Source organism: [Mannheimia] succiniciproducens MBEL55E (assembly GCF_000007745.1).
In the GTDB taxonomy this organism is placed as follows: Bacteria; Pseudomonadota; Gammaproteobacteria; order Enterobacterales; family Pasteurellaceae; genus Basfia; species Basfia succiniciproducens.
Genome location: NC_006300.1, coordinates 1,010,971 through 1,033,429, shown reverse-complemented (window position 1 = coordinate 1,033,429; position 22,459 = coordinate 1,010,971). Strand labels below are relative to the sequence as shown.

Sequence of the window (22,459 nt, the reverse complement as noted above, 5' to 3'; positions counted from 1 at the left end):
CCTTAATTCAACTGACCTCTGTTTGGCTCCAGCTCATCACATTCCCAGCCGACATACTCACCGAAATACTGATGGGCTAAATGTTCAAACTTTTCAACCAGCGTAAAGATCTCATTGTTGTTCAAGGTAAGTTCCTGCTCGATTTTTGCCATATACAGCATTTCTTCATCATTTACCGGAACCGGCTCATCCGTGTATTTTAAAGCATTAAAAGACACATCATCTAACTCGGCACTTTCAATAAATTCAAGCAAATTCTCTTTATCTTCAAAATAAAAGGTATGCTCCACTAAGAAAATATCCGCTAGATCCCGTCCGTTTCGCACCAGCAGATCAAGAATTTCTTCCGTGGCATTCATTTTACTTTCCAACGGCGACGGCAATAAAAAATCGAAATAAATATCCCAATTCGGATCATCCTGAATATCCAAATCATCCGTATAGCCAAGACCATTCAGAACTTGGATAAATGCATCGGTATCATTAGTATAAAAATATAATTTTGCTTTTCCATTACTCACGATATGTCCGGCATAAAGAGTATCGGAAAGAGCGGATAAATTTGTTAAAGCACGCAAAATATTTCTAAACAATAATTGATGTTCTTCCGCCTGAGGCAAACCGTTTTCATCGGCACAATAGCCGATAGAAAATTGAACGACTTTAGATAATTTTGCCGCTTCTGATGAAAATTGTTCAAAAATCGCTAAATTCGCAGAAAAAATCGCAATATGATCGTTCACTAAAGTCCGATAAGTTTGCCAGTTTTGATCCATGGGTTATCCTTATGACTATTTAAATGTTGCCCAAATAGGTGCGTGATCGGAAGGTTTTTCCATCGCCCGAATATCCAACGCAATTCCCGTATCTACGCAGCGTTCCGCTAATTTTGAATTGGCTAAAATATGGTCGATACGCAATCCGCGGTTTTCGGCAAATCCTTTGGAGCGATAATCGAACCAGGAGAATTTGTCATTCGTCCAAGGATTCAATTTACGAAAGGTATCTTCTAATCCGCATTCATATAAACGCTGGTACCATTCTCTCTCTTCCGGTAAAAATGAGCATTTGCCGGTTCTTAACCAACGTTTGCGGCTGTCTTCGCCGATACCGATATCTAAATCCGTCGGACTGATGTTCATATCGCCCATGATAATAATATTACTTTCCGGATTATGCTCGTTTTTAACGTAATTCAATAAATCCGCATAAAATTTTTCTTTAGCCGGAAATTTCGTTTCATGATCGCGGCTCTCGCCTTGCGGGAAATAACCGTTTACCACAGTTAACGCGCCAAAAGCAGTCTCAAAATCCGCCATAATCAAACGCTTTTGCGCATCTTCCGTATCGGTAGAAAATCCTTTGTGTACCGCTTTCGGTGCTTGTTTACACAATAATGCTACACCATAATGCCCTTTTTGTCCGTGATGATAAACATGATAACCGAGATGATCCACCAGCTCATGAGGGAACATTTCATCGGCAACTTTAATTTCCTGCAAACCGATAATATCCGGTTGATACTGCTCGACAATTTTATCCAATTGATGAGGGCGGGCTCTTAATCCATTAATATTAAAAGAAATTATTTTCATATTATTCCTATTTATAAAATACATTCCAACCGGAGTTGATAAAAAATCGACAAAATTCTACCGCACTTTTAATGCCGTTTTATTTTTTGTTTGTTTTGCCTTTTGTTCCGCCTTAAATTGTTCAAATAAACTTTCTTGTTTAGGTGGCATTTGCAAGTAAAAACCTTGCTCTTGAATATGTTTTAGCACTTCTTGATTTTCCGCCCGCACCAATTTTTTTTCGCCCAATAAATTAAACAGCATAACAAAATTCGGCGTACCGAACGCCATTTTTAAAGTTTCCGGCACTTCATCAAAATAATCACGTTTGGCTACATATAAGTACATTCCTTCTTTCTTTTTACTTTTATAAATGGCGCATAGCATAATGTTTCCCTTGTGATATTTTGAATTTATATGATAGCTAAATAAAACGGAATGCATAGTTTAACAGCTAATTGCGTTAGTTGGGGTAAAACTTCTAAATTAAATCGGATTTTGTTGAATTATCTATATAAAGAAAAATCCTGACTGGAATGAATTCAATCAGGATTTTATAAAATAAATTGAGACTTAATTAGCGGTATGCTTATTTCTCTGCCGCGTCTTTTACTTCGTTTGCTTTATCAGATACGGCTTCTTTCATTTCAGCTGCTTTATCGGATACGGCATTTTTTACTTCTTCCGCTTTATCCGCGACCGCTTCTTTAGCGGCTGCAACTTTTTCTTTAGTTGCATCTACTGCAGCATCCATTTTTTCAGCAGCCGCATCTTTAACTTCATTTGCTTTTTCTACCGCATTGTCTTTTACTTCGCCGGCTTTTTCAACAGCGTTGTCTTTCACATCTTTAGCCGTTTCAGTCACGGTTTCTGTTGTTTGTGAAGCTTGTTCTTTAGCTTGATCACAAGCGGTTAACGCTAAACTTGAACCTAAAATTAATGCGGCTAATGCTAATTTTTTCATTTTTGCTCCTAGATAAACAAATAATAGCAAGAGAACCTCTTGCCTCTCACTTTCGAGAAAAAAGTGTAGAGCAAACCGATTGCAGAAGTAAATACAACTTACATTTCTTTACAAATCTTTGCGATAAATTTATCTCAATCTAAAAAATCATAAAAAACCGACCGCACTTTTAATCAATGATAATCTCGCCTTCTATCGGGTTGGCGCATAAATGACGGTACATGCTCATCACCGTATCTTCCGGAACATGGTGAGTATTAGGGTAAAAATGCCGCAATCGATAAATTTCCACCTGCATATTCTGTTTTTCTGCCTGATGAACAAAACATTGAATTTCCTGTTTATTCACCCCAACATTACTAATCACTATCAAGCAATCCGGCGCATTGTGTTTTCGACAAAACCTAAATGCCCGATAAATCGTTTTTTGCGCTTGCAGCCTGGCTTGCCGGAAGCGTTGTTCAGTCCAAATATATTTATCGTTTTCAATTAAATAGTGATCATTTTCAATATGAAAAACATGCCCTACCGGGTATTGTCGTTTGAATTCGGCAATCTTCTTTAGGGCAAATGTGGTTTTGCCCGAACCCGAATGACCGCGGATAATAATGAGTTTGTGCATAAAAAGAGAAACGCAGAATACTTAATTCTGCGCCTAAAGATTATTTATTGATTAAACTTAAAAATTCTTTGCGGGTTTCGCGATCTTCAAGAAATACACCGCCAAAAGCAGAAGTAACCGTGTAGCTGTTGGTATCTTTAATGCCACGGCATTTTACACAAAAATGCGTTGCTTTCATATAAACGGCAACATCTTCCGTTTCTAAAATAGTTTGAAAAGCCAATAAAATTTGCTCGGTCAAACGTTCCTGAACCTGCGGACGCTGGGCGAAAAACTGCACTACCCGATTAATTTTCGATAACCCGATAACCCATTTTTTCGGGTAATAAGCTACTGAAACCAAACCGTCAATAGTTACGAAATGATGCTCGCAGGTGCTGGTTAAAGTAACATCATTTACCAACACCATTTCGCTGACCTTCATGCGATTTTCGATATTAGTAATTTTCGGAAAATTTGTATAATCCAGCCCGCTGAAAATCTCATCAATAAACATTTTAGCCAACCGAACCGGCGTTTCTTCCAGGCTGTCGTCCGTCAAATCCAAGCCGATTAATTGCATAACTTCTCGCATACGGTTCTCAATACCGATACGACGTTCGTTTTTACTTTTCGTCAATGCAATCATCGGGGTTTCAATCCCTTTTTCTATTAATGCATGGCGGACTTTTTCCGCCTCTGCTGAAATCCTACTCATTTATTACTCCTGATAAAATAATGTGCGCTATTCTATCAAAGTCTGAAACAATAAAAAACAGTATCCGCGCACAGTCCCGAAACGTTTGCGCAAATAAATAAAAGATAAATCAGGCACAATTTACTTTTTGGTAATTTATTCAACTTAAGGTAAACTAACCGGCATTTCCGTTTAAGAATAAATTCAAATAAATTTTGAGGTAAAAATGACAAAAATTGTATCTGTTGCCGAGGTGCTGCAAGGAAGAACAGCTATCGGTGAAAAAGTGACTGTCCGCGGTTGGGTGCGTACACGTCGTGACTCTAAAGCAGGTCTTTCTTTCTTAGCCGTTTACGACGGCTCATGTTTCGATCCAATCCAAGCCATTATCAATAACGACATAGTCAATTATGAATCCGAAGTATTGCGTTTAACGACCGGTTGCTCGGTTATTGTAACCGGTACGGTAAGTAAATCGCCGGCGGAAGGCCAGGCGGTTGAATTGCAGGCGGAAACAGTTGAAGTTGTAGGTTGGGTAGAAGATCCGGATACTTATCCGATGGCGGCAAAACGTCACAGTATTGAATATTTACGTGAAGTAGCTCATCTGCGACCTCGTACAAATATTATCGGTGCGGTGGCTCGCGTTCGCCATTGTTTAGCTCAGGCTATTCACCGTTTCTTCAATGAACAGGGTTTCTACTGGGTTGCCACCCCGCTGATTACCGCTTCAGACACCGAGGGGGCGGGCGAAATGTTCCGTGTTTCTACTTTAGATCTTGAAAACCTGCCACGCGATGACAAAGGTGCGGTGGATTTTTCACAAGATTTTTTCGGTAAAGAATCCTTCTTAACGGTATCCGGTCAATTAAACGGTGAAACTTATGCCTGTGCATTAAGCAAAGTTTATACTTTCGGTCCGACTTTCCGTGCGGAAAACTCAAACACAACCCGCCACCTTGCGGAATTCTGGATGGTCGAACCCGAAGTGGCATTCGCAACCTTGGCGGATAACGCAAAACTTGCCGAAGATATGTTGAAATATGTGTTCAATGCCGTATTAAAAGAACGCATGGACGATTTAAAATTCTTTGAAAAACATATTGATAAAGATGTGATTAATCGTCTGGAACGTTTTGTTGCTTCCGATTTTGCACAAATTGACTATACCGATGCTATCGATGTGCTGTTAAAATCCGGCAAAAAATTCGAATTCCCGGTTTCTTGGGGAATCGACCTTTCATCGGAACACGAACGCTATTTAGCGGAAGAACATTTCAAATCACCGGTTGTGGTTAAAAACTATCCGAAAGATATTAAAGCCTTCTATATGCGGTTAAACGAAGACGGCAAAACCGTTGCGGCAATGGACGTATTGGCACCGGGAATCGGTGAAATCATCGGTGGTTCACAACGTGAAGAACGTTTGGACGTATTAGACGCCCGTATGGCGGAAATGGGATTAAACCCGGAAGATTACTGGTGGTATCGCGATTTGCGCAAATATGGTACCGTGCCGCATTCAGGTTTTGGTTTAGGTTTTGAACGTTTGATTGTCTACGTAACCGGTTTACAAAATATTCGTGAAGTAATCCCGTTCCCTCGCACACCGCGCAACGCAAACTTCTAAGTTAGAATAAGTAGAAAAATAAAGGCGGACTGTTAGGTTCGCCTTTCTCTTACTTCTTTCTTATATTGTTATGTCGATTGGTTTACCAGCCCTCCTTAATCACCCGCGCAAACCCAAGCAATTCACGCGAATAAATTAAGAATTTTTCCTATCAAAATAAGAAAATGTGATCTTTTTCACGGCAAATATTTTTTCATTGAATCAAAATAACCTTACATTTATAGAAATTGAGGGTTGTTTATGAAATCGTCATATCCGTTTTCAAATACCTGGGAAAAATTATTAATCGGCTTTTTCTGTACACCGATTATTTTAGGTATTTTACTATTTATTAACGAAGTTACCGGTTTTCAACTAGTTTGCATTTCATTAATCGGTACCATTTGTCTCTGGGGTGTTTTTATTACCGTTAAAATTCTGCAAATAAATACCCAACAATCCCATCAATGCAGATTTAAAGAATTTTAGTGCCAAATCAGGTTATTTAGCACAATTATTGGCATAGTCTTTTAAATAATCTGCCGGTAAGGTATAGAATTCCGACGGTAGTTTAAAACTTACCGCATTAATTTTTATAAATTCTTCTAAATTAAGTACCTGTGTCGTTTTATCTTCAATATTATAAATATAAAATTTCTGCTCATCGGTATAACAGGCTTTGCCGTTTTCCTGATAAATGGTAACGCCACGGGCGATTAATTTAGGTTCCAGCAAGGTGGAACTTAAATAGCCGGTGGGGACGATTTCCTGATTATCACAAATTAATCTGTCCTGGAAAAAGCCGTCGCCCGATTTCATGGAACAGCCGGTCAGTTTGGTCATATAAATGGTATAAAACCAAAATCCGAGGAATAAAAGAATAATCAGCACAACTGAAAATTTTATAATTTTATTCATTTTACCTTCCTGAAAATTCATAAAAAACAACCGCACTTTTATCGGTTTTTAAAAGTGCGGTTTAAATAAAGCGAGTTTTTACTTATCTGACTTCCAGATCAATGCCTTCAAATAATTTCTGCACGGCAGTATTATCACGTGCCCGCTCTGCTTTTTCCACTTTTGCTCTTGTTAGGTGAGGTGAAAAATAATTAATAAAATCATACATATAATTGCGTAAGAAGGTGCTGTGTTTAAACGCAATTTGAGTCATACTGGATTTAAACAGATGGCTTGCGTCAATTCGAATCAAATCCGTGTCCGCATCGGTATGCGCCATGGAAGCAATAATCCCCACGCCCAAACCGAGACGCACATAGGTTTTAATTACATCCGCATCTGTAGCGGTAAATACGATATTCGGCAAAATACCCGCACTGTTAAACGCCTGATCCAAATCGGATACTCCGGTAAAACCGAAAGTGTAAGTAATCAAAGGATATTTACCCAAATCCTCAATGGTGACATGACTCAACTTCGCTAAAGGATGATCCGCTTTCACAATGATAGAACGGTTCCACATATAGCAAGGTAATAACACCACATCGTCAAATAGATATTGCGCTTCCGTGGTAATAGCCAAATCCACTTCGCTGGACAGCAGCGCATCATATAACTGATTCGGCGAACCCTGGTGCACATGCAAACTTACATTAGGATATTGTTTAGAAAAGCGCTCAATAACGGCAGGCAGCATATAACGTGCTTGCGTATTACTGGTCGCTATGCGTAAAACACCGTGATTAGGTTGAGTAAATTCGTTGGCAACCGCTTTAATGGCCTGTGTTTTTACCAATAACTCGCGAGCAATCGCAACAATTTTTTTACCCGCCGGCGTAACGGTTTTGATATGTTTACCATTTCGCTCAAAAATTTCTAATCCTAACTCATCTTCCAGCAAACGCACTTGTTTACTGATCCCCGGCTGTGAAGTATAAAGCGCATTTGCAGCTTCGGTCACATTTAAATTCTGATTAACGATTTCGACAATATAACGAAGTTGTTGAATTTTCATAAACCATTCCCTTTTTATGCGGCACTTTTACAGTTAAAAGTGCGGTCGGTTTTTACGATTTTTTATAACGTTTATTCATTTCCGAATAACGTTTTACCGCTTTACGAATTTGTCCGGTTTTTGCACGACGTCTAAGGTTAGTCACATCTAATTTAGTTTCCGTTTCCGGCGGTAAACCCACTAATTCACGAAGATAATTCACCTTAGCTAAGTCCATTTCTTCCCAACCGCCACGAGGTAAAGTTTTCATCAGCTGAATATTACCGTAACGGATTCGAATCAAACGACTGACCTGAATACCCTGGCTTTCCCATAAACGGCGGACTTCTCGATTACGTCCTTCCATCAATGTCACGTCAAACCATTGGTTTAAACCCGTACCGCCGACCGCTTTAATCGCTTTGAAATTTGCCGGACCGTCTTCCAACTGCACGCCTTTACGCAGACGATGAATCATGGCATCATCCACCTGACCGAATACCCGTACGGAATATTCGCGTTCGACTTCTTGGCTTGGGTGCATTAAGCGATTTGCTAATTCACCGTCTGTTGTAAACAATAAAAGCCCGGAGGTATTAATATCCAATCTGCCCACCGCAATCCAGCGGGAACCGGTTAAACGGGGCAAACGGTCAAATACGGTAGCGCGCCCTTCCGGATCATGGCGGGTACATAATTCGCCTTCGGGTTTGTAATACATTAATACGCGGCAAACTTCCCGTTGTGCGGCGGTCAAATTCACAAGATGACCGTCAATACGGATTTTTAACCCGTCGTGCACGGTTACGCGATCGCCTAATGTGGCAATTTTGCCGTCCACACTAACCCGCCCTTGTTCAATAATACTTTCGATTTCACGGCGGGAACCCTGCCCCGCACGGGCTAAAACTTTCTGCAGTTTTTCTCCTTCAACCGTCGCTTTCTTTTCTACCGGATGAGCGGGTTTCGGTTTACGCATCGGTAAAGGCTTACGTTCCGCCGGTTTGCGTTCGTTACGGCGGTTTGACGATTCGTCGCCGGAAAAAGAAGAACGGCGTTCATCGCCACGCGCATTGCGACGTTCGTCCCGGCGATCATTCTTAAATGATGAAGCCTGACGGCTGTCATCAGCACGGAAACGGGATTCGAAAGCGCCTCTTTCTTTACGTTCCGGACGACCACCACGCTCAAACTGCGGTCGGTTTTCCGATGGTTTTTGGCGGAAGTTTCTATTTTGCAATTTTTCTGTTTGAAATTTCATAAGTTTCCTTGTCGCTTTCACAAGCGTCTAATAGCCGGTTTAATATCACCGACAAAGTTTAGATCTGTTTATCTTTTATAAACAAACCTTAAATAAACGGATCTAAGGGTCCACTGCCTTCACGTAAAATAACCGGCGTTTCTTCGGTTAAATCAACCACGGTTGTCGGTTCCTGACCTAAATAACCGCCGTGAATAATCAGATCCACTTGGTGTTCCAAACGGTCGCGGATTTCTTCCGGATCCGATTGGGTAATATGCTCCTCGTTCGGTAACATTAATGAACAGGATAAAATCGGCTCGCCTAAGGTGCGTAACAAATCTAACGCAATTTGATTGTCGGGCACACGGATACCGATAGTTTTGCGTTTTGAGGTCATTAAACGGCGGGGTAATTCTTTTGTCGCCGTTAAAATAAAAGTATAACGCCCCGGCGTATTATTTTTTATCAGGCGGTAAGCGGTGTTTGTCACTAACGAATAAGTTGAAAGTTCCGACAAATCGCTGCATACCAACGTAAAATTATGCCCTTCCGGCAAATGACGAATTTGCACGATTCGATCCATAGCGCGTTTATCACCAATCATGCAGCCTAAAGCGTAACCCGAATCGGTAGGATAAACAATAACGCCGCCGTTGCGTAAAATATCAACGGCCTGATTAATTAATCGGACTTGTGGATTTTCCGGATGAATATAAAAAAATTGGCTCATAATACGCTGCCCTTCAATAAATGAAATGCGGGAAATAACAGAAGACCTTTTTATCTCCTATAAAATCCGCAGATTATACCTCAGTTTTTAGATATGTTATAACGATTTGTACTATGACTTGCAGGTGTTTTGCAAATACTTCGGCTTATCACCAAATTGCGACCAAACCGGTGTGACATTTTCCGGTAACCACAAGGATTTTCCCAGTTCAACCCAGCCACACGGGAAGTGGAAATCCGAGCCGACGGAAGCCAATAATTCAAATTCGTTTGCCCAACGAGCAATTAATTGACGCTGATCCGCCGTTTGTCCGCAACCCGAAACCTCAATACCTTCACCGCCCCAGTTCTTAAAATCGGCAATTAAGCGCTTTATCCAGCGCGCCGTCATAGTATAGCGCAACGGATGGGCGATAATCGGAATACCGCCCGCTTGTTTGATAATACTGATTGCGGCGGGAATATCGCACCATTCGGCTTTCACATAGCAGGATTTTCCTTGCGAAAGATAACGTTTAAAGGCTTGATTTTCATTCGCCACTTTACCGATTTGAACCAGATAACGCGCATAATGGGCGCGGGTTACTTCCCCTTTTGCTAACGCACTTGCGCCTTCAAAAGCATTGGCAACACCTGCTTTTGCCAGTTTCTCGCCAATAGTCAAAGCGCGATTTAACCGCAGTTGCGCCTGCTTTGCTAAAAGTGCGGTCATTTCCGGGGAATTTTCATCAAAATTCAGCCCGACAATATGAATAACTTTATTTTCCCAGGAGGTTGAAATTTCAACGCCGTTAATAAATTCCACGCCTAACAGCTCAGCCTGCCGGCGGGCTTCGGTTAAGCCGGAAATTGTGTCATGATCCGTTAGTGCCAGCGACTGTACGCCCTGTTCGTGCGCTCGTTGAACAATCTCGCTCGGCGATAAAATGCCGTCCGACGCCGTGCTATGGCAATGTAAATCATAAATCTTATCAGTCATTTTACTTTCCTAAACGGTTATACTTAATCCGCCGAAAAGCGGCAGATAAAAAATACTTCACCGGAATACAAAAGTGCGGTATTTTTTACCGCACTTTTGCTTTAAAAAACATATTATCGAATCGCCTCAACCAAGGCTTTTACTAATCCGGGTCCATGATAAATCAACCCCGAATAAACCTGTAATAATTCCGCGCCGGCGACAATTTTTTCCTGTGCGTTTTGTACGCCGTCAATACCGCCGCTACCAATAATCGGAATCTCACCTTTTAATTCTTGCTGTAATCGGCGGATAATTTCCGTGCTTTTATGCTGCAACGGTTTGCCGCTTAAACCGCCGGTTTGATCGGCGTTCTTCATGCCCGCCACCGTATCGCGGGAAATAGTGGTATTAGTTGCTATCACACCGTCCATCTTGTGACGACGTAACGTATCTGCGATTTGCACCAATTCTTCTTCCGTTTGATCCGGTGCGATTTTCACCGCAATAGGCACATATTTATTATAAACCTGCGCTAAATAAGCCTGGCGTTCTTTTATGGATTTCAGCAGATCATCCAACGCATCGCCGTACTGCAATTGGCGCAAACCCGGCGTATTCGGCGAAGAAATATTTACGGTAATATAACCGGCATAATTGTAAGCTTTATTCAGGCAAAAAATATAATCGTCTTTGCCGCGTTCCACAGGGGTAACTTTATTTTTACCTATATTAATGCCGATTACGCCGTCAAATTTTGCTTTTTTAACGTTTTCAACTAAATAATCCACGCCGTAGTTATTAAAGCCGTTACGGTTAACAATGCCCTCCGCTTCTACGATACGAAATTGACGCGGCTTCGCATTGCCGTCCTGAGCAAGCGGCGTTACCGTTCCCACTTCGATAAAACCAAATCCCATGGCACCGAAACCGTCAATGGCATCACCGTTTTTATCAGCCCCGGCTGCTAACCCAATAGGATTTTTAAATTTGATTCCCATTACCGTTTTTTCATTGCCCGACGGGCAGGCAAGCAGCGCTTTCAACAATTTATTGAGGATGGGGTTGCCCGCTAAATGCAGCATTTTAATAGCAAGATCATGGGCGTTTTCAGGTTCTAAAGCAAAAATGCCTTTACGGATTAAGGGATATAACATATTTTCATCTCGCCGGATTGATTTAATAAATGTAAAGGTTTATGGAATTGTTAATTAAACAAAAAGTGCGGTAGATTCTACCGCACTTTTGCCGGATTATTGAAGCGCTTTTTCGATCTTTTCAAATAAGTCGTTAGACAGATTTTCCACTTCACGTAAACGCTCTAAGGCGCGCTTCATTAATGTCTGGCGCTGGCTGTCGTAACGAGAAAAACGAATAAGCGGTTCAACCAAACGGGCTGCAACCTGCGGATTGCTTTCATTTAAGCGCAGTAATACATCCGTTAAGAAACGATAACCGGAACCGTCCACCGCATGAAATGCCCGCAGATTTTGGCTTTCAAAACTACCGACTAAAGCACGTAAACGATTCGGATTATTGAAATTGAAACTCGGATGATCCATTAATTGCTTAACCAACGTTAATACGTTACCGTCCGGACGTGTGGCTTGCAGATTAAACCATTTATCCATCACTAATCCGTCATGTTGCCATTTTTCTTCGAAATCTTTCATCACTTTATCGCGGCAGGTTAATTGCGCTTTGGTCGCCGCCGCTAATGCCGCCAGCTTATCCGTCATGTTATCGGCATAAAGATAATGTTTATTGACCAATGCGTTACCGTAATCCGTAAAAGCTAAATATTGTAAACAAAGATTTCGCAAGCCGCGCAATGCAATATCTCGCATATCGATGCAATATTCTTCCAAGTTAATCTGATGATAGGTTTTCAACCATAAATCCTGTAATCCCTCCGCAATGGCGTGCTGCATAAAATCACATACGACGGCAATACCTTCAGGGTCAATGGTTTTAAATAATTCCGCAAATTCGGTTTCTTTCGGTAAAGTCAGAATTAAGGTGGTTAATTCCACATTGCTTTGATAATTTTCTAAAACCTGTTGCAACGCGCTTAAAATTTCCGCAGAAAAAGTTAATTGTTCGCCTTGTTGATAAGCAGATAAGTTACGACGTAACTCTTGTGCGAATAGCATTTGCATCGCATCCCAACGGACAAATTCGTTATGGGCGAATTTTAATAAAGCGATCAACTGCGCAGTACTGTAATCATAATCCAGTTTTACCGGAGCGGAAAAATCACATAATAATGCAGGTACCGGCTTGCTTGTAATATTATGGAATTCGAAGACTTGATCTTCCAGCAGAATATCTAGTACATCGTTAACCGCTTCATCGTCTTTAATAAGACTAAAAGGCATGCCGTTCATATCATATAAAGCAATTTTTAGCGGAATATGTAAATTAACTTTATCCATTTGATCCGCAGTCGGCGCCGTCATTTGCGAGACATAAAGTTTATAGCTGCGTTTTTTCTCGTCATAGCTGTCGGTTACCGTCAATTCCGGTGTACCCGATTGGCTGTACCAACGGCGGAATTGAGTTAAATCGACACCCGAAGCCTGTTCCATCGCCGCAACAAAATCCTCACAAGTCGCCGCTTTGCCGTCATTTTCCGCAATGTAAAGCTTCATCCCCTGCTGGAATTTTTTTTCGCCCAGCAGCGTGTGCATCATTCGGATCACTTCCGCACCTTTTTCATATACGGTCATCGTATAGAAATTATTCATTTCCAATACTTTTTCAGGACGAATCGGGTGCGACATCGGGCTTGCATCTTCGGCAAATTGAGCGGTACGCAAAAATTTCACGTTTTTAATCCGGTTGACTGCCCGCGATCCCACATCCGATGAAAATTCCTGATCACGGAAAACGGTCAAACCTTCTTTCAAACTTAACTGAAACCAATCCCGACAAGTCACTCTGTTACCGGTCCAGTTATGAAAATATTCATGTCCGATCACCGATTCGATATTCAGATAATCTTCATCCGTCGCGGTTTCCGGGTTGGCTAACACATATTTGCTATTGAAAACGTTCAGACCTTTATTTTCCATTGCGCCCATATTGAAGAAATCAACGGCGACAATCATGTAAATATCAAGATCGTATTCTAAATCAAAGCGTTCTTCATCCCATTTCATGGCTTTTTTCAGGCTTTCCATAGCCCAGGATGCCCGGTTAAGATTACCTCGGTCAACAAAAAGTTCCAGTTTTACTTCTCTACCGCTTTTGGTTGTAAAACTGTCTTCCAATAAATCAAAATCCCCTGCAACCAACGCAAACAGATAACTTGGTTTCGGGAACGGGTCATTCCATTCAACCCAATGACGACCGTCTTCCAAATCCCCGCCTGCAATGCGATTACCGTTTGATAAAAGATAAGGATACTTGCTTTTATCCGCCGTAATTTTTGTGGTATAGCGCGCCAATACGTCGGGACGATCCAGCATATAAGTAATTTGTCGGAACCCCTCCGCTTCACATTGGGTACAAATTCCTTCGCCGGATTGATACAGACCTTGCAATGAAGTATTTTTTGCCGGCACTAAACGAGTGATTACTTCAAGTTCAAAGCGTTCGGCATCAATGTCGCTCAAATCAAGGGTTAAGCTCTCGCCGTCCTGCTGATAGGTGGCAAAATCTTTACCGTTAACCTTAATCGAAGCAAATTGGAAACTATGTCCGTCCAGACGTAATACCGTCGCAGCCGGATTTAAGCGTTGATATTGGCTATGGGCGGTAACGACGGTTTTTTGAGGATCTAATTGAAAGTCCAGATGAATATCTGTGACCGTAAAGTCAGGTTTTTTGTAATCTTTTCTATATTTTGCTTTAGCGTGCATAAAATTATATCCATTTATTTTGAGCTAAAATGTAGGGCTTATGGACGTTTCAAAAATATTTGCGGACGAGGTGATTTGTAGCGACAACGCAAATATTTTTGAAAGGTTCACAAGCGCTAGTTAGGGTATAATTTTCCGACCGAACTTGCAAAGGTTTTTTCGATTTTTTGTGCTGAAGTTCAGCAGTTCAATCTGTTAATTATTTTCAGCAAAAACCTATCGCAAACGTTTGCCTGAAATGGGTGCGATATGCTATTCTAGCGCCGTTATTATTCTCTGTTTTTTATATGGAAATCCTGATTTATGTCAAATACTCATGCTCAAATTGCAATTGTTATGGGTTCGAAAAGCGATTGGTCGACCATGCAGGAAGCGACTGGTATGCTTGATCAACTCAATGTGCCTTATCATGTTGAAATTGTTTCCGCACATCGCACGCCGGATAAACTTTTCAGCTTTGCCGAAAATGCGCAAGCTAAAGGATATAAAGTGATTATTGCCGGTGCAGGCGGCGCCGCCCATTTACCGGGCATGATTGCGGCTAAAACCTTAGTACCTGTTTTAGGCGTGCCGGTTAAAAGCTCAATGTTAAGCGGTGTTGACAGTCTCTATTCTATCGTGCAAATGCCGAAAGGGATTCCCGTAGGGACATTAGCTATCGGTCCTGCCGGCGCTGCCAATGCAGGCTTACTTGCGGCGCAGATTTTAGCCGCATGGGACAGTGAATTGTCCGCTCGTCTGCAAAAATTCCGCGAACAGCAAACCAATGCGGTGTTAAACAATCCGGATCCACGAAATTAATGCTTTTTTGACCGCACTTTTTCAAAGACGGAAAAGTGCGGTCATTTTTTTAGGTTTTTTATCATGCAAAAAAGTGCTTTATATCCGACCGTTTACGTACTTGGAAACGGTCAATTAGGACGTATGCTTCGCTATGCCGGCGCTCCTTTAGATATTAACGTTCAACCGCTTGCGTTTAATGCGTCCGTTTTCGATTTACCGAAAGACAGCATTATCACCGCTGAAATTGAGCGCTGGGAAGAAACCCCGCTTACAACCATGCTGGGCAATCATCATAAATTTGTGAATAAAAACGTATTTGTTAAAACTGCGGATCGTTTAACCCAAAAATCTTTACTGGACGAACTGGCATTACCGACCTCACCATGGTGTTTGGTCGAAAACCACCAACAATGGGCGGATATTTTCACAAACGTAGGTGAAAAAGTGGTGGTTAAACGCCGTATGGGCGGTTATGACGGGCGCGGTCAATGGATTATTACGGAAGAAAATAAAACGCTAATCACTGATGAGTTGCTCAATGAGGTTATTGCCGAAAAATTCATTCCCTTCGATTATGAAATTTCTCTGGTCGGCGCCCGTTTCAGAAACGGCGACACCCGTTTTTATCCCGTAACCCATAATCTTCAACAAGACGGCATCTTGCGTTACAGTGTAACTGATGAAACATTCCCTCAACAAGCTCGGCAACAGGTTCAGGCGGAAGCCATGTTAAGCAAAATAATGGCAAAACTGGATTATGTAGGCGTTATGGCTATGGAATGTTTTGTGGTGGGCGACAAACTGTTGATTAATGAACTGGCGCCCCGTGTTCATAACAGCGGTCACTGGACCCAACTGGGTTGCTCCGTAAGCCAGTTTGAATTACATTTACGCGCACTGTTAGATTTGCCTACGCCCAAATTAACCACCTTTGCCCCAAGTGTAATGGTTAATTTAATCGGTACGGATCATAATAAATTATGGCTTGATACGCCGTTCAGCCAGCTCCACTGGTACGGCAAGGAAGTTCGCACAGGGCGGAAAGTCGGTCATATCAATATTTCTCATCCGGATAAAAACGTGATTATCACACAGCTTGAAAAATTAGCCGGCGAACTGCCGAACGATTATCAATCCGGTTTAAATTGGGCAATAAATAAATTAAAATAATTCAATTTTTGAACGATTTTTTAATATATTGTCTAAAAAATTGACTTAAACATAAAATTTTTTAAAACAAGGCTTGCAAATTACAATCCTTGTGAGTATAAAAGAAAAACTCATATCAAAGCACAACATTTCTAAGGAAAGCCCTATGTTTAAAAATATCACTCCGGCACCTGCCGACCCGATTTTAGGTTTAGGTGAAGCCTTCAAAGCGGAAACCAGAGAAAATAAAATCAATTTAGGTATTGGCGTTTATAAAGATGCGGACGGTGTAACGCCTATTATGACTGCAGTAAAAAAAGCGGAAGGCCAGTTATTTGAAAACGAAAAAGATAAAAACTACCTGCCTATAGAGGGTGTTGCGGAATATAACGCTTATGCAAAAGAATTGTTATTCGGTAAAGATTCGGAAATTATCGCATCAAACCGAGCCTGCACGGTGCAAACCTTAGGCGGAACCGGCGCATTGCGTATTGCCGCAGAATTTGTGCGTCGCCAAACTAAAGCACAAAACGTATGGATCAGCAAACCGACCTGGCCGAATCATAATGCGATTTTTAATGCCGTCGGCGTAACTATTCGCGAATATCGTTGGTACAACCCTGAAACTAAAGCCTTAGACTGGGATAATTTACTGGCTGATTTAAACAATGCCAACCCGGGGGATGTGGTGTTATTGCACGGCTGCTGTCACAACCCGACCGGTATTGACCCGACACCGGAACAATGGAAAGCATTAGCCGAGATGTCAGCGAAAAACGGCTGGTTGCCGCTATTCGACTTTGCTTACCAAGGTCTGGCAAACGGTTTGGAAGAAGATGCCGTCGGTTTACGTACTTTCGCAGAAACCCATCGCGAATTATTAGTTGCCAGCTCGTTCTCTAAAAATTTCGGTTTATACAGCGAACGTGTCGGTGCCTTTACATTAGTTGCGGATAATGCGGATGTGGCGGCGGTAGCTTTAACACAGATAAAATCAATTATCCGTACGCTGTATTCTAACCCGTCCGCTCATGGCGCCCGTACCGTTGCAACCGTATTGGCAAATCCGGAACTGCGCAAAGAATGGGAAGACGAATTAACGAGTATGCGTGATCGCATCAAACAAATGCGTAAGCAACTGGTTGAATTACTTAAAGAATTCGGTGCACAGGAAGATTTCAGCTACATCATTGATCAAAAAGGAATGTTCTCATTCAGCGGATTAACCGCCGAACAGGTTGACCGTTTGAAAGAAGAATTCGCTATTTACGCCGTTCGTTCCGGCAGAATCAATGTGGCGGGAATCACTGAAGCCAATATCCGTTACCTTGCCGAAAGCATTGTAAAAGTACTTTAATTCTATAAATTTTATTTTTCAAAGTGCGGTTAAAATTTTGAAATTTTTGACCGCACTTTTTAGTGCCGGATTCGCCCCTATTTAACTCTTCTCTAAAGTCTCCAAATAAGATTTATTCCTAAATAGCAATAAATTTTTTAATCTAGATCAATAAAATACAAGATAATTTTTATTTAACGTAAATTAGGGATGTTTTCTTCTCTTTAAAGAAGAATAATAGCTTTACTTTATGGCAATTAACATAAAGTTTACAATTTGGATACATTTGTGTGTTTGCGACACATTTATTAGGAGTGATTATGCAGGTCTCTAGACGTAAGTTCTTTAAGATCTGTGCAGGTGGTATGGCGAGTTCGTCTGCTGCAATGCTCGGCTTTATGCCGACCCAAGCGTTAGCAGCTCCGCGTGAATATAAACTTATTCATGCAAAAGTAGCCCGTAACAACTGCACATATTGTGCTGTAGGCTGTGGTATGTTGATGTACAGCCTTGGTGATGGTGCAAAAAATGCACGAGGTAAATTATTTCATGTGGAGGGTGATCCGGACCATCCGGTCAGCCGCGGTTCACTCTGTCCTAAAGGTGCGGGGGTTCTCGATTTCGTGAATAGTCCGAACCGTCTCAAATATCCCGAATATCGCGCACCGGGTTCCGACAAATGGGTGCGTTTATCCTGGGAGGATGCGATTCATCGCATTGCCAAATTAATGAAAGAAGATCGTGATGCGTATTTTGAAGAAAAAAATGCACAGGATACAACGGTTAACCGTTGGCTAACCACGACGATGTTCTGCTCTTCCGCCACCAGTAACGAAACCGGTATTTTAACCCACCGTTGGGCTCGTTCGCTCGGTATGGTCACAATTAATAACCAGGCGGCGACCTGTCACGGCCCTACCGTTCCTGCGCTGGCGGCGACGTTTGGTCGCGGTGCGATGACTAATCATTGGGTCGATATAAAAAATGCCAATCTGGTAATCGTGATGGGCGCCAACACTGCGGAAGCGCATCCGGTCGGCTTTAAATGGGTAATTGAGGCCAAGAAAAACGGAGCGAAACTGATGGTTGTCGATCCGCGCTTTAATCGTACCGCCGCGGTTTCGGATTTCTTTGCCCAAATTCGTGCCGGCTCGGATATTGCCTTCCTGCTGGGGGTTATCCGTTATTTACTCGAACATGACGCTATTCAACACGAATATGTAAAACATTACACCAACGCGGCGTTGATCGTAGCTGATGATTTCGAGTTTAACGACGGATTATTTTCCGGATTTGATGAAAGTACCGCGCAATACGACCGCACTTCCTGGGCATATGCAACGGATGAAAGCGGCCAGCCGTTGCGTGATTTAACCATGCAACATCCGCATTGCGTGCTGAATTTGTTAAAAAAACACGTCGAACGCTATACGGCGGAAACCGTTGAAAATATCACCGGCGTAAAACAGGCGACGTTTAATCAATTCTGCGAAACCCTCGCCGAAACCGCCTCACCTAATAAAACCGCCACCTTCCTATATGCTCTAGGTTGGACACAACATACCGTAGGTGCGCAAAATATCCGTGCCATGGCGATGATCCAGTTACTTTTAGGTAACATCGGTATGGCGGGCGGCGGCGTAAATGCCTTGCGCGGACACTCGAACGTGCAGGGTGCCAGTGACATGGGCTTGACCCCGGTGGGTTTACCCGGTTATTTGCAGTTACCAAATGAAAAAGATGTTAGTCTTGAAAAATATTTGGAACGTGTTACGCCAAAAACCTTAGTACAAGGCCAAACTAACTTCCTGCAAAACACGCCTAAATTCGTGGTGAGCTTGCTGAAATCTTTCTATGGCGATAACGCGACCGCCGAAAACGAATGGGGTTTCCACTATTTGCCTAAATATGATCAGGTTTATGATCAATTAAAAATGATCGAAATGATGAACGAAGGGCAAATTAACGGTTTTCTGTGCCAGGGCTTCAATCCGGTTTCTTCGTTGCCGAATAAAAACAAAGTGGTCAGTGCGTTAAGCAAGCTGAAATACTGTGTAGTATTCGACCCTACCGAAACCACTACCAGTAACTTCTGGCAAAATCACGGCGAATATAATGATGTAAACCCTGCCGAGATTCAAACCGAAGTATTCCGCTTGCCGACGGTCTGTTTCGCGGAAGAAGACGGTTCTATCGCCAACTCCGGCCGTTGGTTGCAATGGCACTATAAAGCAGCCGAACCGCCGGCGGAAGCGAAACCGGACGTAGATATTTTGGCGGAAATCCGCGAAGCCATACTTGAAATGTATGAAAAAGAAGGCGGACGCGGTTTAGAGCCGCTCAAAGCAACCGCATGGGATTATGTTAATCCGCTGGAGCCGAAAGCAGAGGAATTAGCCAAACAAAACAACGGTTATGCGTTAGCCGATTTATATGACACCGCAGGCAATTTAATTGCGAAAAAAGGCGAATTATTGTCTAACTTCGGACAATTACGTGATGACGGCACAACCGCTTGTTCCGCCTGGATTTATACGGGGCAATGGACGGAAAAAGGCAACCAAATGGATAACCGCGATAACAGCGATCCGTCCGGCTTAGGTAATACCTTGGGTTGGGCGTTTGCATGGCCGGCGAATCGCCGCATTGTTTATAACCGCGCCTCTGCGGATTTAACCGGTAAACCATGGGATCCGAAACGCCAATTGGTGAAATGGAACGGCAAAAACTGGAATTATATTGATATAGCCGACTTCGGCACGGCACCGCCAAATTCCGAGATAATGCCGTTTATTATGCAAAATGACGGATTAGGCGGTTTATTCTGTTTAAATCGCCTGGCCGACGGCCCGTTCCCGGAACACTATGAGCCGATGGAAACACCAATCGGCACCAATCCGTTGCACCCGAATGTGATTTCCAGCCCGGTGGCGCGTGTAATGGAAAATGATAAACCTAATTTCGGTACATCAAACGAATTCCCTTATGTAGGTACTACTTATAGTTTGACGGAACATTTCCATGCCTGGACGGCACAAGTGCAACTAAGCATGATTACCCAACCCGAGGCATTTGCCGAAATCAGCGAAGAACTGGCGCAAGAGAAAGGCATTAAACAGGGTGATGTGGTGAAAGTGCATTCTAAACGCGGTTACATCAAGATGAAAGCGGTAGTCACCAAACGGATTAAGCCGTTAACGGTAAACGGGCAAACCGTGCATACCATCGGCTTCCCTATTCACTGGGGTTTTTCCGGCGTAGGCAAGAAAACCTTTGTGACAAATACACTGACACCACCGGTAGGCGAAGTTAACTCACTTACCCCAGAATACAAGGCATTCCTTGTTAACATCGAAAAAACCACGGAGGCCCTGTAATGTCCGCAGTACAAGAACAAAACATTATCAAGCGCTCCGCCACTTCCGGCGTCACGCCGCCGCCGCAAGTCCGCAAAGACGTGGTGGAAGTCGCTAAACTTATCGATGTCACCACCTGTATCGGTTGTAAAGCCTGTCAGGTCGCCTGTTCCGAATGGAACGATATCCGCGCTCCGCAGGAACAATGCGTTGGGGTTTACGACAATCCCCGCGACATGAACGCCCAACAATGGACGGTAATGAAGTTCAGCGAAGTGGAGGAAAACGACCGGCTGGAATGGCTGATCCGCAAAGACGGCTGTATGCACTGCGCCGAACCGGGCTGCTTAAAAGCCTGTCCGGCACCGGGCGCCATTATCCAATACGCCAACGGGATTGTGGATTTCCAATCGGAAAAATGTATCGGTTGCGGTTATTGTATCGCCGGCTGTCCGTTTAATGTGCCGAAAATGAGTAATGAAGACAACCGCGTATACAAATGTACCCTCTGTGTGGATCGCGTCAATGTGGGTCAAGAGCCCGCCTGCGTAAAAACCTGCCCGACCGGCGCCATTCATTTCGGCTCCAAAGAGGAAATGCTGCACTATGCGGAAACCCGGGTGGCGGATTTGAAATCCCGCGGCTATGACAATGCCGGCATCTATAATCCCGAAGGCGTAGGCGGTACTCATGTGATGTACGTGTTGCACCACGCGGACAGACCGGAGCTCTATGCCGGCTTACCGAAAGATCCGGAAATCGACGTTACCGTCAAACTTTGGAAAGACATCTTAAAACCGGTGGCGGCAGTCGCGATGGGTGGCCTGGCATTAGCCGAAATCGCCCATTATGTAGGGGTCGGTCCGAATAATGAAGAAGATGTGGAAGATCACAGCGCCCACTTCGAACGGGAAGATGCGGAAGAAGAACAATCACATCATAACAAAGGTGGCAAATAATGAGTAAAGTCGAATTTACGAACGATACCAAAATCGTTCGCCATAAATACCCCGCTCGTGTGAGTCATTGGTTTTTAGTGATTGCCTTCTTTATGACCATGTTCACCGGGGTGGCGTTTTTCTTCCCGGATTTCGCCTGGTTACATGAAATTTTGGGGACGCCGCAACTGGCGCGCGCCATTCACCCGATTACGGGTATCATCATGTTCATCGCGTTTATTATTCTTGCCTTTATTTATGCAAGCCATAATATTCCGGAACGGAACGACATCCGCTGGTTGAAAGGCATCGTGGAAGTATTGAAAGGTAACGAACATGGTGTGGCATACAACGGCAAATACAACCTCGGTCAGAAAATGCTGTTCTGGACGTTGAATCTTGCCATGATCACATTGTTGGTAACCGGCATTATCATGTGGCGGCGCTACTTCTCCGGCTACTTTTCGGTAACAACGCTGCGCATTGCGATTTTATTGCACTCCGCCAGCGCCTTCGCGCTGTTCACCGGCATTCTGGTGCACATCTACATGGCGTTTTGGGTGAAAGGCTCAATCCGCGCCATGATTGAAGGCTGGGTTACCGTACGCTGGGCGAAAAAACACCACCCGAAATGGTTCAATCATGAAATCAAACCGGAAATCGAGCGTTATATGTTAGAGAAAGATAAAGCCTCTAAATAGCTATCAA

General features: G+C 43.0%; 20 protein-coding genes and 1 pseudogene. 8 read left to right on the top strand and 13 right to left on the bottom strand.

Annotated features, from left to right (window positions below):
- Positions 1-2: 2 nt before the first annotated feature.
- From MS_RS04850 to folE, 6 genes are all read right to left on the bottom strand, one after another.
- Positions 3-776 carry a TIGR01619 family protein gene (locus tag MS_RS04850; protein ID WP_011200225.1) on the bottom strand — a complete coding sequence of 258 codons (774 nt, stop codon included), beginning with the start codon at positions 774-776 and terminating at the stop codon, positions 3-5.
- Between the two features lie 15 nt (positions 777-791).
- Entirely contained in the window at positions 792-1,595 is an 804-nt protein-coding gene (gene xthA / locus MS_RS04845; RefSeq protein ID WP_011200224.1) for an exodeoxyribonuclease III, read from the bottom strand.
- A 57-nt stretch (positions 1,596-1,652) separates the two neighbouring features.
- A complete protein-coding gene (locus MS_RS04840) occupies positions 1,653-1,961 on the bottom strand; it encodes a YcgL domain-containing protein (protein ID WP_041639709.1) in 309 nt (102 codons plus the stop codon).
- A 202-nt stretch (positions 1,962-2,163) separates the two neighbouring features.
- The gene (locus MS_RS04835; protein ID WP_041639706.1) at positions 2,164-2,538 is read right to left on the bottom strand and encodes a hypothetical protein; all 375 of its coding nucleotides are present in this window, start codon (positions 2,536-2,538) and stop codon (positions 2,164-2,166) included.
- A 169-nt stretch (positions 2,539-2,707) separates the two neighbouring features.
- Complete coding sequence (locus tag MS_RS04830) at positions 2,708-3,160, bottom strand: ATP-binding protein (RefSeq protein ID WP_011200220.1); 453 nt, start codon at positions 3,158-3,160, stop codon at positions 2,708-2,710.
- A 40-nt stretch (positions 3,161-3,200) separates the two neighbouring features.
- On the bottom strand, positions 3,201-3,857 hold the full coding sequence (gene folE / locus MS_RS04825) for a GTP cyclohydrolase I FolE (RefSeq protein WP_011200219.1): 657 nt from the start codon (positions 3,855-3,857) through the stop codon (positions 3,201-3,203).
- 205 nt (positions 3,858-4,062) lie between these two features.
- Between folE and asnS the strand changes: the two genes are divergently transcribed.
- Positions 4,063-5,466, top strand: a complete 1,404-nt coding sequence (gene asnS, locus MS_RS04820) for an asparagine--tRNA ligase (protein WP_011200218.1) — start codon at positions 4,063-4,065, stop codon at positions 5,464-5,466.
- A 240-nt stretch (positions 5,467-5,706) separates the two neighbouring features.
- A complete protein-coding gene (locus MS_RS04815) occupies positions 5,707-5,934 on the top strand; it encodes a hypothetical protein (RefSeq protein ID WP_041639705.1) in 228 nt (75 codons plus the stop codon).
- Positions 5,935-5,946: 12 nt separating this feature from the next.
- On the opposite strand, the gene MS_RS04810 is transcribed toward MS_RS04815, so the two are convergent.
- From MS_RS04810 to pepN, 7 genes and pseudogenes are all read right to left on the bottom strand, one after another.
- Positions 5,947-6,363, bottom strand: coding sequence for a hypothetical protein (locus MS_RS04810; RefSeq protein WP_050738254.1), 417 nt, complete (start codon positions 6,361-6,363; stop codon positions 5,947-5,949).
- An 82-nt stretch (positions 6,364-6,445) separates the two neighbouring features.
- A complete protein-coding gene (gene cysB / locus MS_RS04805; RefSeq protein ID WP_011200215.1) occupies positions 6,446-7,417 on the bottom strand; it encodes an HTH-type transcriptional regulator CysB in 972 nt (323 codons plus the stop codon).
- A 52-nt stretch (positions 7,418-7,469) separates the two neighbouring features.
- Positions 7,470-8,333, bottom strand: a pseudogene (gene rluB / locus MS_RS04800) (23S rRNA pseudouridine(2605) synthase RluB); the annotation flags it as partial.
- Between the two features lie 412 nt (positions 8,334-8,745).
- Entirely contained in the window at positions 8,746-9,369 is a 624-nt protein-coding gene (locus tag MS_RS04795) for an L-threonylcarbamoyladenylate synthase (RefSeq protein WP_011200213.1), read from the bottom strand.
- A 111-nt stretch (positions 9,370-9,480) separates the two neighbouring features.
- Positions 9,481-10,347: an RNase RNM gene (rnm, locus tag MS_RS04790; RefSeq protein WP_011200212.1), complete on the bottom strand. Its 867-nt coding sequence runs from the start codon at positions 10,345-10,347 to the stop codon at positions 9,481-9,483.
- Positions 10,348-10,460: 113 nt separating this feature from the next.
- Positions 10,461-11,483 carry a quinone-dependent dihydroorotate dehydrogenase gene (gene pyrD / locus MS_RS04785; RefSeq protein WP_011200211.1) on the bottom strand — a complete coding sequence of 341 codons (1,023 nt, stop codon included), beginning with the start codon at positions 11,481-11,483 and terminating at the stop codon, positions 10,461-10,463.
- Positions 11,484-11,579: 96 nt separating this feature from the next.
- On the bottom strand, positions 11,580-14,189 hold the full coding sequence (gene pepN / locus MS_RS04780; RefSeq protein ID WP_011200210.1) for an aminopeptidase N: 2,610 nt from the start codon (positions 14,187-14,189) through the stop codon (positions 11,580-11,582).
- A 303-nt stretch (positions 14,190-14,492) separates the two neighbouring features.
- Here pepN and purE point away from each other — a divergent pair, with 303 nt between their 5' ends.
- The 6 genes from purE (at position 14,493) to MS_RS04750 (ending at position 22,452) form a co-directional block, all read left to right on the top strand.
- Complete coding sequence (purE, locus tag MS_RS04775) at positions 14,493-14,990, top strand: 5-(carboxyamino)imidazole ribonucleotide mutase (RefSeq protein WP_011200209.1); 498 nt, start codon at positions 14,493-14,495, stop codon at positions 14,988-14,990.
- 63 nt (positions 14,991-15,053) lie between these two features.
- Positions 15,054-16,142, top strand: a complete 1,089-nt coding sequence (gene purK / locus MS_RS04770) for a 5-(carboxyamino)imidazole ribonucleotide synthase (RefSeq protein WP_011200208.1) — start codon at positions 15,054-15,056, stop codon at positions 16,140-16,142.
- A 145-nt stretch (positions 16,143-16,287) separates the two neighbouring features.
- The gene (locus MS_RS04765) at positions 16,288-17,478 is read left to right on the top strand and encodes an amino acid aminotransferase (RefSeq protein WP_011200207.1); all 1,191 of its coding nucleotides are present in this window, start codon (positions 16,288-16,290) and stop codon (positions 17,476-17,478) included.
- Positions 17,479-17,777: 299 nt separating this feature from the next.
- Positions 17,778-20,834 carry a formate dehydrogenase-N subunit alpha gene (gene fdnG / locus MS_RS04760; protein ID WP_083754307.1) on the top strand — a complete coding sequence of 1,019 codons (3,057 nt, stop codon included), beginning with the start codon at positions 17,778-17,780 and terminating at the stop codon, positions 20,832-20,834.
- On the top strand, positions 20,834-21,772 hold the full coding sequence (gene fdxH, locus MS_RS04755) for a formate dehydrogenase subunit beta (protein WP_011200067.1): 939 nt from the start codon (positions 20,834-20,836) through the stop codon (positions 21,770-21,772). Before fdnG ends, fdxH begins: the two co-directional genes overlap by 1 nt.
- Positions 21,772-22,452: a formate dehydrogenase subunit gamma gene (locus tag MS_RS04750; RefSeq protein ID WP_011200205.1), complete on the top strand. Its 681-nt coding sequence runs from the start codon at positions 21,772-21,774 to the stop codon at positions 22,450-22,452. The genes fdxH and MS_RS04750 overlap by 1 nt, the downstream gene beginning before the upstream one ends.
- Positions 22,453-22,459 lie beyond the last annotated feature (7 nt).